Annotated in this window: 9 protein-coding genes; 3 read left to right on the forward strand and 6 right to left on the reverse strand. The window is 65.6% G+C overall.

The features are described from left to right. Nucleotides 1-39: 39 nt before the first annotated feature. The 4 genes from ACN9M2_RS14300 to ACN9M2_RS14315 form a co-directional block, all read right to left on the reverse strand. Nucleotides 40-1,428: a sensor histidine kinase gene (locus tag ACN9M2_RS14300; RefSeq protein WP_426285354.1), complete on the reverse strand. Its 1,389-nt coding sequence runs from the start codon at nucleotides 1,426-1,428 to the stop codon at nucleotides 40-42. Beyond that, nucleotides 1,425-2,090 carry a response regulator gene (locus ACN9M2_RS14305; RefSeq protein WP_426285355.1) on the reverse strand — a complete coding sequence of 222 codons (666 nt, stop codon included), beginning with the start codon at nucleotides 2,088-2,090 and terminating at the stop codon, nucleotides 1,425-1,427. The genes ACN9M2_RS14300 and ACN9M2_RS14305 overlap by 4 nt, the downstream gene beginning before the upstream one ends. 95 nt (nucleotides 2,091-2,185) lie before the next feature. Further along, nucleotides 2,186-2,806 (reverse strand): hypothetical protein, encoded by a 621-nt coding sequence (locus tag ACN9M2_RS14310; RefSeq protein ID WP_426285356.1) that lies wholly within the window; start codon nucleotides 2,804-2,806, stop codon nucleotides 2,186-2,188. Further along, complete coding sequence (locus ACN9M2_RS14315; RefSeq protein WP_426285357.1) at nucleotides 2,788-3,330, reverse strand: RNA polymerase sigma factor; 543 nt, start codon at nucleotides 3,328-3,330, stop codon at nucleotides 2,788-2,790. Before ACN9M2_RS14315 ends, ACN9M2_RS14310 begins: the two co-directional genes overlap by 19 nt. A gap of 79 nt (nucleotides 3,331-3,409) precedes the next feature. Here ACN9M2_RS14315 and ACN9M2_RS14320 point away from each other — a divergent pair, with 79 nt between their 5' ends. After that, nucleotides 3,410-5,227 carry a M14 family metallopeptidase gene (locus ACN9M2_RS14320; protein WP_426285358.1) on the forward strand — a complete coding sequence of 606 codons (1,818 nt, stop codon included), beginning with the start codon at nucleotides 3,410-3,412 and terminating at the stop codon, nucleotides 5,225-5,227. 22 nt (nucleotides 5,228-5,249) lie between these two features. Here ACN9M2_RS14320 and ACN9M2_RS14325 read toward each other — a convergent pair whose 3' ends face one another. Further along, on the reverse strand, nucleotides 5,250-6,869 hold the full coding sequence (locus tag ACN9M2_RS14325; protein ID WP_426285359.1) for a multicopper oxidase family protein: 1,620 nt from the start codon (nucleotides 6,867-6,869) through the stop codon (nucleotides 5,250-5,252). Further along, the gene (locus ACN9M2_RS14330) at nucleotides 6,862-8,577 is read right to left on the reverse strand and encodes a phospholipase C (RefSeq protein WP_426285360.1); all 1,716 of its coding nucleotides are present in this window, start codon (nucleotides 8,575-8,577) and stop codon (nucleotides 6,862-6,864) included. The genes ACN9M2_RS14325 and ACN9M2_RS14330 overlap by 8 nt, the downstream gene beginning before the upstream one ends. Before the next feature lie 237 nt (nucleotides 8,578-8,814). Here ACN9M2_RS14330 and ACN9M2_RS14335 point away from each other — a divergent pair, with 237 nt between their 5' ends. Further along, nucleotides 8,815-10,959, forward strand: coding sequence for a M13 family metallopeptidase (locus ACN9M2_RS14335; protein WP_426285361.1), 2,145 nt, complete (start codon nucleotides 8,815-8,817; stop codon nucleotides 10,957-10,959). Nucleotides 10,960-11,223: 264 nt separating this feature from the next. Next, complete coding sequence (locus ACN9M2_RS14340; protein ID WP_426285362.1) at nucleotides 11,224-13,542, forward strand: catecholate siderophore receptor Fiu; 2,319 nt, start codon at nucleotides 11,224-11,226, stop codon at nucleotides 13,540-13,542. Nucleotides 13,543-13,555 lie beyond the last annotated feature (13 nt).

A 13,555-nucleotide genomic window follows, 5' to 3' on the forward strand; every position in this document is an offset into this window, starting at 1 on the left:
GATCGCGTTCGTCGCGCTTGAATGAAACGCGCTCGCGATTCAGGCCAGGGGCAGGGTCACCACCACCCTCAACCCGGGCCCGCCTTCGCGGTCCAGGAGCTCGATAACCGCCCCGTGCAACTCGACGGCCCGCTTCACGATCGACAATCCCAGGCCATAACCCTCGCCCTGCGTGTCCACGCCGCGCTGGAACCGGGTGAACATGGCGGTGCGGCGTTCCGCCGGAATGCCAGGGCCGTCGTCGGTCACCTCGATGAGGGCACCTCGTTCGACATGCCGAATCGACAATTCGACATGGCCGCCGTGTGGTACGTGGCGGAAGGCGTTTTCCAGCAGGTTACGGATCAGCGCGCCGAGGGCGACGCCGTATCCGTTCACGAAGAGATGATCGGGCAACTCGATGCTCAATTCCACGCCACCGGTGCCGATCACCGGCGACATTTCCTCGACCACTTCCAGCGCGAGTTCCCTGAGATCCACGCGGCTTCGCGGCCCCGACGCCGCACCGGCTTCGAGCCGGGCCAGCGCCAGCAACTGCTCGGTGCGCCGTGCCAGGGAGACCAGGCATTCGCGAGCCGCTCCCAACGCGGCCTGCGCCTCGTCCGGCTGGGCCGAGGCCATCGCGTCCTCCAGGTTGATCATGGTCGAGGCCAGGGGCGTGCGCAGCTCATGGGCCACGTCCGCGCTGAACTGCCGTTCGCGCTCCAGTGCCCCTTCCAACCGTTCGATCTGGTCGTTCAACGCCAGCAACACGGGCTTCAGTTCGAGGGGCGCATCCGGCAGGTGGATCGGTTCGCGGCTGCCCGGTTCGCGCCGGGCCAGCGCCGCGGCCAGCGACTCGAGCGGACGCAGGCCGCGGCGGATCGCCCAGCCGACCAGGAGCGCCAGCACCGGCAGGCCGAGGAAGGTCGGCAGGCCGTGTTCGAGCCACAGCGCACGGGTGATCTCGTGCCGGCTGTCGTAGCGCTCACCGGCCCGGATGGTCACCCCTTCCTGTTCCATGATCAGGGTGAACACGCGCCATTTGTATTTGCCCTTGTGGATGTCCTCGAAGGCGCCATCGGGCGCATGGGTGTTCGGCACGACCGCCAGGTTTTCCGTGGCGAGCAACAACGTGCCGTCCCGGTCGAACACCTGGAAACCCACCTCCGACTCGAAGGTGCGCCCCTGCACGGTCAGTTCCTGCGGGTGGTTGGACACGCTCGGAACAAGCAGGCGGGCCGAACGCTGTTCGCGCAGTTGCTCGATGCCGATACGGCCGACCAGGACTTCCAGCGTGCGCGCGGCCTGGGCGAGCCTGCCGTCGGACAGCTCGTCCACTTCTTCGAGCGTGTGCTTCGCGCTGAGGATGCCCAGCGGCAACAAGACCGCCGCCAGCACCAGGACGATCAACACCAGAAGGCGCGAGCGCAGGCTCGGCAGGGTCATTGCGGCTCCCGCGGCACCATGTAGCCGAAACCGCGCACCGTCTGGATGGCGCCATGGCTCAGCTTGCGCCGCAGCGAGTGCACCAGTACCTCGAGTGCGCTGGAGCTCATCACGTTGTCCGGTCCGTAGAGCGAGTTCTCCAGCGACTCGCGGCGGACGATCCGTCCCGCCCGTTCCATCAAGGCTTGCAGCAGGGCGAATTCGCGCCGGGTGAGATCCACGCGCTCGCCATGCCAGGTGACGTCGAAGGTGCCCAGGTCGAGGCTGAGCGCGCCGGCCTCGAGCCGGTTCACCGCCTCGCCGCGCGCGCGGCGTGCCAGCGAGCGGATGCGCGCGGCCAGCTCGTCCAGGTGAAATGGCTTGATCAGGTAATCGTCGGCTCCCGCGTCGAGCACGCGGATGCGCGAATCCAGGGCGTCCCGCGCGGACATCACGATGACCGGCGTCTTCACCCGCAGGCGGCGCGCCTCGGTCAGCACGTCCATGCCGTCCTTGCCGGGCAGGCCCAGGTCGAGCAGCACCAGGTCGGCATCGTGGTCGCGCAAGGCCCGCAAGGCTTCGTTGCCCTCACGGAACCAGCTGACCGAATAGGCCAGCCGCTCCAGGGCCCGGCGGATGGCCTCGCCAAGCTGGACGTCGTCTTCGACAAGGATGATGTGCAAGGCGAAGCCCCGGTGTCCGATAGGTGCCGATTATCCTTTCGCCGAGCTTAGCGGGTCCTTAGGCACCTGCGGACATCGCACGTGGAACTCGTGCCTCAGGGCGTCTCGGCCCCCGATTCGAAGCGCCGAATCTCCTCGAGTCGCTCCGCCGCACGGCGCATCGCCGACCCTTCCGGCGCCTTGTCCAGCCGAGCCATCAGGACGAATACCGCCAGGCATATGGACGCCGTCAACAGCAGGCATCCGAGGAAGAGTGGCCGCGCCGCGACGATATCGACGCCCAACAAGCCAAATCCCCATATCACCAGCGCCACCCACGCAAAACATCCCACCGCGCCAAACCAGCGCCCTTCGCGGATGCGCCATGCGCGCAACGCGGCGAGCCGGTGTTGCAACGCCAGTACCGGAGCTCCCTCGTCTATCCGTTGGACGAGGAACAGGTTGCGCGCCGCCGCCACGATCATCGAGATAGCGTAAAGATGCAAAAACAGGCCGGTGACCATCAAATTCAGATTCCCACGATGCTCAAACCAGAACGAACCGGCACCCATGGCCAGGGCCACGCCTAGCACAGCCTGCAGAACCTGGCCCGCGACCAGCGGGCGTAACTCCCTGCGGACACCAGCCGTCGCGCGGGCGGTAATCAGACGTGCTTCCATGTACGCCAGCCGGCGATCCAGGTCCTTCCAGCCTGCTTTCAAGTCGTCGAGTTCCATGGCGTCCTCCGTTGCGTGTGCGTGATTGTTTCGTCTGTAACATTCCGACGCAGGCGTTGCTTCAGGCGCGCGATTCGCGTGCCCACGTTGCTTTCACTCATACCGAGCACTGCGCCGATCTCTGCGTGCGATAGTTCGTCGAGGTAAAGAAGGATCAGTGCGCGTTCGAGCGGCCCAAGGCCTTCTATGGCCCGTGCCAGCGCCCCCAGGCGTTCATCGGGCTCGTCGATCGGCGTGCCGCCTCCAAGGGTATCGATCAATTTCTCATCCAGCGGACACGGACGTTCACGCTCGCGCCTTGCGTGGGACAACCCAACGTTCAGCGCAATCCGGTACATCCAGGTCGAAAACGGGCGCGAAGGGTCGTACGAACCGAAAGAACGCCACAGCTGCAAGGCGATCTCCTGTCCCAGGTCGCGCCGATCCTCCTGACCGCGCGCATAGATCGCGGCAACCTTGAACACGATCTTCCCGTGCGTCCGCAACAACGCCTCGAACCTGCGCCGTCTGTCTTCGTTGGCCATGAGCCCTCCTCTTTCCTCCATGATTCGCCCAGCCGGCGAAAAAATCACACAATGGGGAATTCCCCCGCCGGACGGTTCCATGCTCGCGATGCCCGCACGCCTCCTCCTCGCCCTGATCGCGGTGACCCCGATGACGATCCACGCGAAAGACACCTGGACCACGCCCGCCGAGGCTTCCGCGTTCCGCACCACGCCGTCCTACGCGGAGACCCAGGCCTTTCTGCGCCGGCTCGCCCGCGCCGCGCCGGACACGATCCGGCTGGAGACCTTCGGCACGACGCCCGAAGGCCGGCCGATGACGGTGGTGATCGCCGCAAAGGACGGCGACCTCACCCCGGAGCGGGCGCGCGCGGCGGGCAAGCCCATCGTGCTGCTCCAGGCGGGCATCCATCCGGGCGAGATCGAGGGCAAGGACGCCGGCCTGATGCTGCTGCGCGACTTCGCCACGATGAACCGCCTGCCCCACCTGCTCGACCACGCCGTGCTGGTCTACATCCCCGTCTACAGCGTGGACGGCCACGAGAATTCCGGGCCGTACTTCCGCATCAACCAGAACGGCCCCGCCGAGATGGGCTTCCGTGGGCAGTCGCAATACCTCAACCTCAATCGCGACTACGTCAAGGCCGACGCCCCGGAAACACGCGCCTGGCTCGCCTTGTGGAACACCTGGCGGCCCGACCTGCTGATCGACATCCACACCACCGATGGCGCCGACTACCAGTACGACCTCACCTGGTATGCCGAGGACCCGCACAAGCTGCCGCCATCGATCGCCGCCTGGCAGAAAGCCGCTTACGAAGAAGGCGCGATCCCCGCCTACGAACGGCTCGGCCACCTAGCCGCGCCCTACCTCGAATTCCGCGATGGCCGCGACATCACCAAGGGTATCGGGAATTTCGGCTCCGGCCCAAGGTTCTCCACCGGCTACGCCGCGATCCGCAATCGCGCCGGCCTGTTGATCGAGACGCACATGTTGAAGTCCTACGAGGTGCGTGTCCGCGCGACGTACGATGTCGTGCGCAGCGTGCTCGATCAGGTGAACAAGGACCCGGCTGCCCTGCTGAAGGCATCGAGGGACGCCGACGCCTGGGTCGCCTCGCTCTCGGCGAAACCCGGCGCGACGCTGCCGGTCACCTTCAAGGAAGATCCGAGGCCGAAGCCGTTCACGCTGAAGGGCTACGCATTCACGCAGACCAGGAGCGAGATATCCGGCGATCTCTGGGTGCGATACGACCCGAGGGCGAAGAAGGATTACGCCATCCAGAGCTGGAACGACCTGCTACCCGACGTGGCCGCGCCGCTACCCGCCGCATGGGCGATACCCGCTCAGTGGACCGACGTGATCGAACGCCTGGACGCCCACGGCATTCCCTACACCCGCACCGCGATGGCTGTCCGCGCGAGCGTCGATGCCGACCAGCTTTCGCAGCCGACGTGGGCGGACAAGCCTTTCGAAGGCCATCACATGCTCCGAGATGCCGCTATCGCGACCGCGAAGGAACACGTCGAACTTCCCGCCGGCACCGTCATCGTCCGCTCCGACAACCCCGACGCCGTCCTCGCGCTCAACCTGCTCGACGCCCGCGCGCCCGATTCCATGCTGCGCTGGGGTTACCTCGATGCGATCTTCGAACCGAAGGAATACGGCGAGCCCCGCGTCGTGGAAGCGCTGGCGCGAAAGATGATCGCGGAAGACCCCTCGCTGAAGACGGCGTTCGAGGCCAGGCTCAAGAACGATCCCGCCTTCGCGGCGAGCCCGCGCGCGCGTCTCGCCTTCTTCTTCGAACGCAGCCCGTGGTACATGGCGCAGAAGGTCGGGGCGTATCCCGTGCTACGCCTCGACGACACGGCGTTGAAAACGCTGGACGCCACCGCTCCGGCGAAGGCCGGAACCTAGCGCCTGCAAACAACCGCCCGGGTCAGGCCACCACCTCGAAGGGACGCATCATCTCGTTGGCCTCGTGCTCGGCGAGATGGCAATGCCATGCATAACGCCCGGCGTATCCGTCGAAGGTGGCGACGATGCGGGTGATCATGCCCGGGTAGACCTGCACCACGTCCTTCCATCCACGCTCGTGCACCGGTGGCTCCTGTGCCGGCCCCACGTAGCGTATGGTCTTCTTCGCCACGTACTCGTCCACGTCGAAGGGGCGGCGGTCGAGGATCTGGAAACGTACCAGGTGCAGGTGGATCGGATGCGTGTCCTCGGTGAGGTTCACCAGGTTCCACGACTCCGTCGCGCCAAGCTTCACCGATTCCGTCACCGGGTCGTGCCACCGCTTGCCGTTGAGCAACATCAGCATCGGCGTGGCCACGCAGTCGCTGTATTCGTCCAGCGTGAGTTCACGGGACTTCGATGCCGATGTCTCGGTAACGCGTGGCAGGTCGCGGAGTACCTCGGGAACGCGGCTGTCGTCGCGTACCTGCCCTTGTCCCACGGCGAAACGCATCAGCGGCAGGGCATCGTTCATCAGTTCCACCGCGCCACCGCGCAGCGCCGAGAAATCCACGACCACATCCAGCCGCTCGCCGGGCGCCATGAAGACCGATGTCATGGTGGCCGGCGCGGCGAGCAAGCCCTGGTCGGAACCGATGACCTGAAACGGACGTCCATCCCGGAAACGCAGGTGATAGAAGCGTCCATTCGCCGCGTTCAGCACGCGCAGGCGATAACGGCGCGGTTGCACATCCGCGCGGGGCAGGATGGCGCCGTTGACCAGGGTCAGGTTGCCGAATACCTCCGGCACCCAAGGGGCCTTCGCGTCGCCCGAATCGGGATAGTAGAGACGGCCGTCGGTGCGCAACAGGCGATCCGCGAGCACCAGCGGCAACTCCTGTTCGCCCGATGGCAGTCCCAGCGAGAACTCGTGCTCGTCGCGCAACAGGTACAAGCCCATCAATCCGGCATACATGTTGAGCCGGTTGATGCCCATCGCATGATCGTGATACCAGAGCGTGGCCGCGTCCTGCGCGTTGGGGTAATGGTGCCGGCGGGACTTCCCGGGCACATACCAGTCCTCCGGATAACCATCGTCCTTGCGCGGCACCTTCGCGCCATGGAGATGCACGATGGCGCGTACTTCGGGCTTGTCCGCCTCCGCGCCGCAGATCGCGTGATCCACCGGGAGGAAGTGACGCGCCGGTAGCGCGTTCTCCCACACCACGTCGAACGCCTGCCCACGGCGCGCTTCGATGGTGGGCCCGGGATAGTGCCCCCCATAGGTCCACAGCGTGGTCGGCGGCAGGTCGCGATGCAGCGGCTGGGTGGTCTCCGCCATGCGCACGCGCAGCGTCTTGCCGGGCTCCGGACGCAGCACGGGAGGGATCGGCAATACGTCGACGAAGGGTGCGAGCCGGGCGGGATCGACCAGGCCCGGCATGCGCGTGGCATCGCCCATGGCGTGCATGCACAGGCTGTTGCCCACCTGCCCCACAGGGGCCTGCATCGCATGCATATCGTGCGCGAACAGCCGCGACGGGAACCACCCCGCCGCGGCCATCCATCCCGCTGTCGTCAGGAAACGACGGCGATCAACCATGCCCACCGTTCCCGAACGGCCAGTACGGCCAGCCGCCCGGATGCTTCGGCTGACCGGTCGATTCGTCGAGGATCAGCTTGCGTTCGAACAGGCGTGGCAGGAAGAAGTCGAACATGCCGTCGAGACGGCCGGCCTGCGCGTCGGTCGAGCCACCGCCGATGCGCTGGCTATCGAGCCAGTTGTCCTCGATGAAACGGGTGATCGAGCTCTGGTCGGTCACCGAATGGTCGACCATGTTCTCGCGCGCCCACGGAGAGACCACGACCAGCGGCAGGCGCGGGCCGAAACCGCAACGACCCTGTGCCGGCGTCTTGCCATCGAGACCGGGCAAGGTGCCACGGCCGTTGCATACGCCGGCGCCGTCCAGCGCGTCGGTGCTTCCCGTCGAGGCATTCATGCGCGGCGGTTGCTGGTGGTCGTACCAGCCGTCCGAATCGTCGTACGCGATGACGACGGCCGTATCGCGCCACTCGCCGCTCTGCTGAAGGGCGTTCAACACATGGACGAGGAAGGCCTGCTCGTCGATCGGGTCGGAGTAACCCGCATGGCCGTCCTGGTAGGCGGGCGCCTTGAGGAAGCTCACCGCCGGCAGGTTGTCCGCGTCGAGGGCATCGTAGAAGTCCTCGATGTCGTACTGGTGGTTGGCCTGGTCGGTCTTGCCGATGGCCGCGATGGAGGAAGGACGCGCGTGCGTGGGATTGGCCGTCGAGGGGTAGTACTGGAACGGCGAATGATGCGGGCTGTAGTCGTTGGAACTGGCGTTGGTGATCTTCGACAGCGTTCGGCGCGTGCAGCCGGTGCTACCGTCGGGGTTGGTGCGGGTGACGTCGAAACCGCCCTGGAACCAACCCCAGGTGATATGGCGGTCGTTGAGAAGGTCGCCGATGTTGCGGCCGCCCATGGTCGCCTGGTTGGCGGTGGGTGAAGAGCAGATGTCGCCGATCGGGTCAGGGTCGCCGATCATCGTGAGGCCGCCATGGCCGTCGTCGGTCTCGGCGCCCGTACCGTTGAGGGTGGCGACGACGCCGGCGGTCTGGCCGGCGATCAGGTTGACCGCCCCCGGCGAGGACGGGCCGAAACCCGTGCCATAACTGTTGTCGCTCATGGCGAAGTTCTGCGCATAGTTCCACAGCGCGGTGACGGTATTGCCATCGTAGTAGCCCATCACCTGGCCCTTGCCTTCCTGCGCGGGATCACCGCCAGGCAGGGCCTCGCCACGACCGGTGTACAGCGGGAACAGGTCCATCTTGCCGCCGTCGAAGGCGCGCTGTTCGGAGGTATAGCCGTGGTCCTGGTCGGCGGTGGCGGCTTGTGCGCGGGCGAGGCGGAACGGATTGATCGCGGCGTCGCCGTTGGCAGCGTTTGCGGCGGTGGGATTGGCGGTAAGCAGGGCGCGCGTGAGGCCGTTCACCGGCGGCGTGAACGGCCGCGCGTAGAAGGCGGGTTCGCCGCTGGGGTTGGCCGCGAAGGGATAGGTGCCGAAGTAGTGATCGAAGGAGACGTTCTCCTGGAAGATCACCACCAGGTGCTTGATCGGCGTGGCGGTACGCGGGTCCCTGTCGCCGTGGCCGCCATGGCCGCCATGACCAAAGCCGAGGGCGCTGGATGCGGCCTCGGCGGGGCCGTCGACGGCTTGCTGGGCGGCGACGATCGACGCCGCGGAAAGGGTGAGCACGCAGGCGATGCCCGCGGCCAGTAACTTGCGCATGACAGATGCTCCTCGGAGGTGGATCGACCGATTGCCGTGAGCCGCATCCCCTGCCATGCGGTCGCCGCAGCGTAGGAAGCCGGTGTGACAATCCGGGGACATTCGCCGCGAGTTATTGCGAAATGCGGGGAACCATGACTTTCGTCACAGTCGGCCCTGCATGGGGGCCGCAGCGGATATGCTGGGGAGCAACGGTGCCGGGGGCACCGTCATCGACACCATGAAAGAGGGAAATCCATGACCAAGCAGTATCTGAAGCCGCTCGCGCTGGCACTGGCCGTCGCGCTCGCCGGCACGGCGTGCAGCAAGCACAACGACGCCGACACGGCGGTGCCCGGTGGTAACCAGCCGGCGTCGCCCAGCAGCGCGGCCCCTGCCGCCGCCAGCACGGCCGCGGCGGCCAAGCCTGCCGGTCCGACGTTCAATATCGCCGACCTGGACACCGGCATCGACGCGTGCAGCGACTTCAACGGCTTCGTCAACGCCAAATGGGTCGCGGCCAATCCGATTCCCGAGGACCGCACCCGCTGGGGCGCCTTCGACCAGCTGGCCGAGAACAGCCTCAACACGCAGCACGACATCGTCGATGCCATGGACAAGGGCGCGGCCAACGCCAAGGCCGGCTCGATCGAACAGAAGATCGGCCTGCTCTACCGCTCGGGCATGAACGAAGACGCCATCGAGAAAGCCGGCGTCGAACCGCTGAAGCCTGAACTGGCCAAGATCGACGCCCTGAAGACCTCGCAGGACATCGTCGACTTCCTCGACACCAGCTTCAACGACGGCAATGGCTACGTGTTCGGCTTCGGCTCGGGCGCGGACTTCCAGAACGCGAAGATCCAGATCGGCTACGCCCAGCAGGATGGCCTCGGCCTGCCGACGAAGGACTACTACACCGACCCGAAGCAGGCCGAGAACCGCAAGGCCTACGTCGCGTACATCGCCAAGACCCTGACCCTCGCCGGCGTGCCGGAAGACCAGGCGAAGAAGCAGGCCGACGAGGTGATGAAGTTCGAGACCCAGCTCGCCGCCGCCTCGCTCGCGCCGGTGGAACTGCGTGCCCCGGAAAACCAGTACCACTTCGTCACCGTCGCCGAAGCCAACAAGGCCACGCCGCACTTCGACTGGCAGAAATTCTTCGCCGCCCAGGGCGTCAATGTCGACAAGGGCTTCTCGCTGTCGCAGCCGAAGTTCTTCAAGGAGTTCGACAAGATGCTGGCCACCACGCCGGTGTCGACCTGGCAGGCCTACCTGCGTTTCCACGCCATCGACAGCGCGTCGCCGTACCTGTCCAAGGCGTTCCAGGACAACAAGTTCGACTTCTACGGCAAGACCCTCTCCGGCCAGCCGCAGCAGAAGCCGCGCTGGAAGCGCGTGCTCGGCTCGGTCAATTCGTCGATGGGCGAGGCCCTGGGCCAGCTCTACGTGGCCAAGGTGTTCCAGCCGGAAGCCAAGCAGCGTGCGAACGAGCTGGTCGACAACGTGCGCAACGCGCTCAAGGCACGCATCGAGAAGCTCGACTGGATGAGCGACGAGACCAAGCAGAAGGCGATCCAGAAGTGGAACACCTTCCTGCCCAAGATCGGCTATCCGGACAAGTGGCGCGACTGGTCGGGTCTCGACGTGAACGGTGAGAACTACTACGGCAACGTGGAAGCCGCGAGCAAGTTCAACTACCACTACGACATCGCCAAGATCGGCCAGCCGACCGACCGCCTCGAGTGGGGCATGACGCCGCAGACGGTCAACGCGTACTACAACCCGACCGACAACACGATCAACTTCCCGGCCGCCATCCTCCAGCCGCCGTTCTTCGACGCCCATGGCGACGACGCGATCAACTACGGTGGCATCGGCGCGGTGATCGGCCACGAGGCCAGCCATGGCTTCGACGACGAGGGCAGCCAGTTCGATGGCGACGGCAACAACAAGAACTGGTGGACCAAGGAAGACCGTGCGAAGTTCGACGAGCGGGCCGGCAAGCTGGTGGCTCAGTTCAACGAGTACGCGCCGATCAAGGACCACCCGGATCTGCACGTCAACGGCAAGCTCACCCTGGGCGAGAACATCGCCGACCTGGGCGGCCTGAACGTGGCCTACGATGCGCTCCAGGAAGCCCTGAAGAAGAACCCGCAGGAAGCCCAGGAGAAGATCGACGGCTATACACAGGACCAGCGCTTCTTCCTCAACTGGGCGCGTGTGTGGCGCAGCAACGTCCGCGAGAAGCAGGCGATGCTCTACCTCAACGTCGACCCGCACGCTCCCGCTTCGCTGCGCGCCATCGGCGCACCGTCGAACATGGAAGCCTTCGCTTCGGCGTTCCAGTGCAAGCCCGACGCGAAGATGGTCCGTGCGACCGACAAGCAGGTGAAGATCTGGTAACGGCGACACGCCATCGCTGATGGTGCCAAAGGCGCCGCACGCAAGTGCGGCGCCTTTTCTTTGGTGGAAGCGCCATCAATACAATTGCAAATCGTTCTCATTAAATTTACGATATGCGTCCAGACGGGTCCCGTACCCGCGTGCGTTTCGTTCCAGGGAACGACCAGAACCCAGCCCAGCGCGTCCTGAAAGGCCGCGCGACGCTGGAGCGTGCGCGAACGAAGGCCGTTCCTCATTCGTCTTCAGACACGCAAGGGAATCTCCATGGCCTTCATCAAGAGCCGCAAGCACGCCGCTCCGGCGGTGCGTACCGTCGGTGCCGCCGTCCTGCTCAGCCTCGCCCACGGCGCCGCCGCCAGCGACGTGCCTGCCGATATCGCGGCACCGCCCCAGCAGGCCAAGGTCAACGACGCGCAGGCCCTGCCCGGCATGCAGGTGGATGCCGACCGCGGAAGCGATTACCGCGTCGACAAGGTCTCCTCGCCGAAATTCACCCAATCCCTGCTCGACACCACGCAGACCATCCAGGTGATCGGCAAGGAACTCATCCAGCAGCAAGGCGCCACCACGCTTACCGAGGCGCTGCGCAACAGTCCGGGCGTGGGCACCTTCTTCGTCGGCGAGAACGGCTCGACCAACACCGGCGATTCGATCTACATGCGCGGCTTCGATACTTCCGGCAGCATCTTCGTCGACGGCGTGCGCGATATCGGCACCGTCTCGCGCGATGTGTTCAACATCGAACAGGTGGAAGTGACCAAGGGTCCGGACGGTACCGAATACGGCCGCACCGCGCCCACCGGCGCCGTGAACCTGGTGACCAAGCAGCCACTGCTGGGCAACGGCATTTCCGGGTCGGTGCAGGTCGGCAGCGGCCAGCGCCGCCGCGCCACCGCCGACTGGAACCAGTCGATGGGCAACGACGCCGCGTTCCGCCTCAACGTGATGGGCCAGGACAGCGGTGTCTACGGCCGCGACCAGGTCGAGACCAACCGCTGGGGTATCGCGCCCTCGCTGGCCTTCGGCCTGGGCACGCCGACCCGGGTGTACCTGAACTACCTGCACATCAAGCAGAACAACGTGCCCGACGGCGGCGTGCCGACCATCGGCCTTCCCGGCTACAGCAGCCCCGATGCCCGCGCCTTCCTCAACGACGCGGGCAAGGTCGACCCGGACAACTTCTATGGCACGGGCCAGGACCACGACCATGTCACCCAGGATATGTTCACGGTCATCGTCGAGCACGATTTCAACGAGAACCTGGCGCTGCACAACACCGCGCGTTGGGGCCGTACCACGCAGGATTACCTGCTCACGTCCTTCATGGGGTCCGCCGCGAACCTGCGCACGCCCGATCCCACCGATCCCTCGACATGGACCATCGCGCGCAGCACGCCGACCTTCAAGCACCAGTCCAACCGTATCGCCACCAACCAGACCAACCTCACGGCAACGATCGAATCCGGTGCGGTCACGCAGAACATCAGCACCGGCATCGAACTGACGCAGGAGCAGGCGCGCACGATCGGCCTGGGCGCGCTCGGTGGCAGCACCTGGCCGGCCGCCAACCTCTATCGTCCGTACTCCGACGTCGGCGGCTTGCGTTATGGCGAGACGGGCGCCAGGAGCGAAGGCAAGACCAACACCGCCGCGGCTTATTTCTTCGACACCCTGAAGTTCGGCGAGCACTGGCAGGTGAACGCCGGCGTCCGCCTCGACCACTACAAGACCGACTTCAATAGCCTCGTGGTCTGCGGCGCCCGCAACGGCCCCGCGTGCGGACGTCTTCCCGCCGGAAGCATCGTTCCCGGTGTCGATACGAGCATCAGCGACAACCTGGTCAACTACAAGATCGGCGTGCTGTACAAGCCGGCGGCGAACGGCAGCATCTACGTCAACTTCGCGCAGTCGCAGGAGCCGCCGGGTGGCAACACGCTCACGCTGTCTTCCTCGGCCAACAGCGCGGACAACCCGAATTTCGATCCGCAGAAGGCCCGCACCGCCGAGATCGGCACGAAATGGGACCTGCTCGGCGAGAAGCTACTCCTTACCGCCGCGCTGTACCGCACGACGGTCACCAACGAATTGACCCAGGACCCGACCGACCTTCTCTACTACCAGGTCGGCAAGAAGCGCGTGCAGGGCATCGAGATCTCGGCCCTGGGCAAGCTCACCGAAAACTGGGCGGTCAGCGCCGGCTTCACCACCATGGATGCCACGGTGGAAAAGGGCACGGGCGTCACGGCCAACGGCTCCGACGACCTGGCATATACGCCGAAGAAGGCCTTCACCGCCTGGACCACGTACCACCTGCCCTTCGACCTCACCATCGGCGGCGGCGCGCGTTATTCCGGCGAATTGCAGCGCGGTACCGATGGCGCGATCGGCACGCCGGCCTACACCAGGGCCTACTGGGTGTTCGACGCGATGGCGAGCTATCCGGTGAACAAGCACTTCGACATCCAGCTCAACGTCTACAACCTGTTCGACAAGGAATATGTCGCCGCCATCAACAAGAGCGGCTACCGCTACACTCCGGGTACGCCGCGATCGGCCATGCTGACCGCCAACGTGCGTTTCTGATCGATCGGAGGAA

Source organism: Luteibacter sp. E-22, from assembly GCF_049913125.1.
Lineage (GTDB): Bacteria > Pseudomonadota > Gammaproteobacteria > Xanthomonadales > Rhodanobacteraceae > Luteibacter.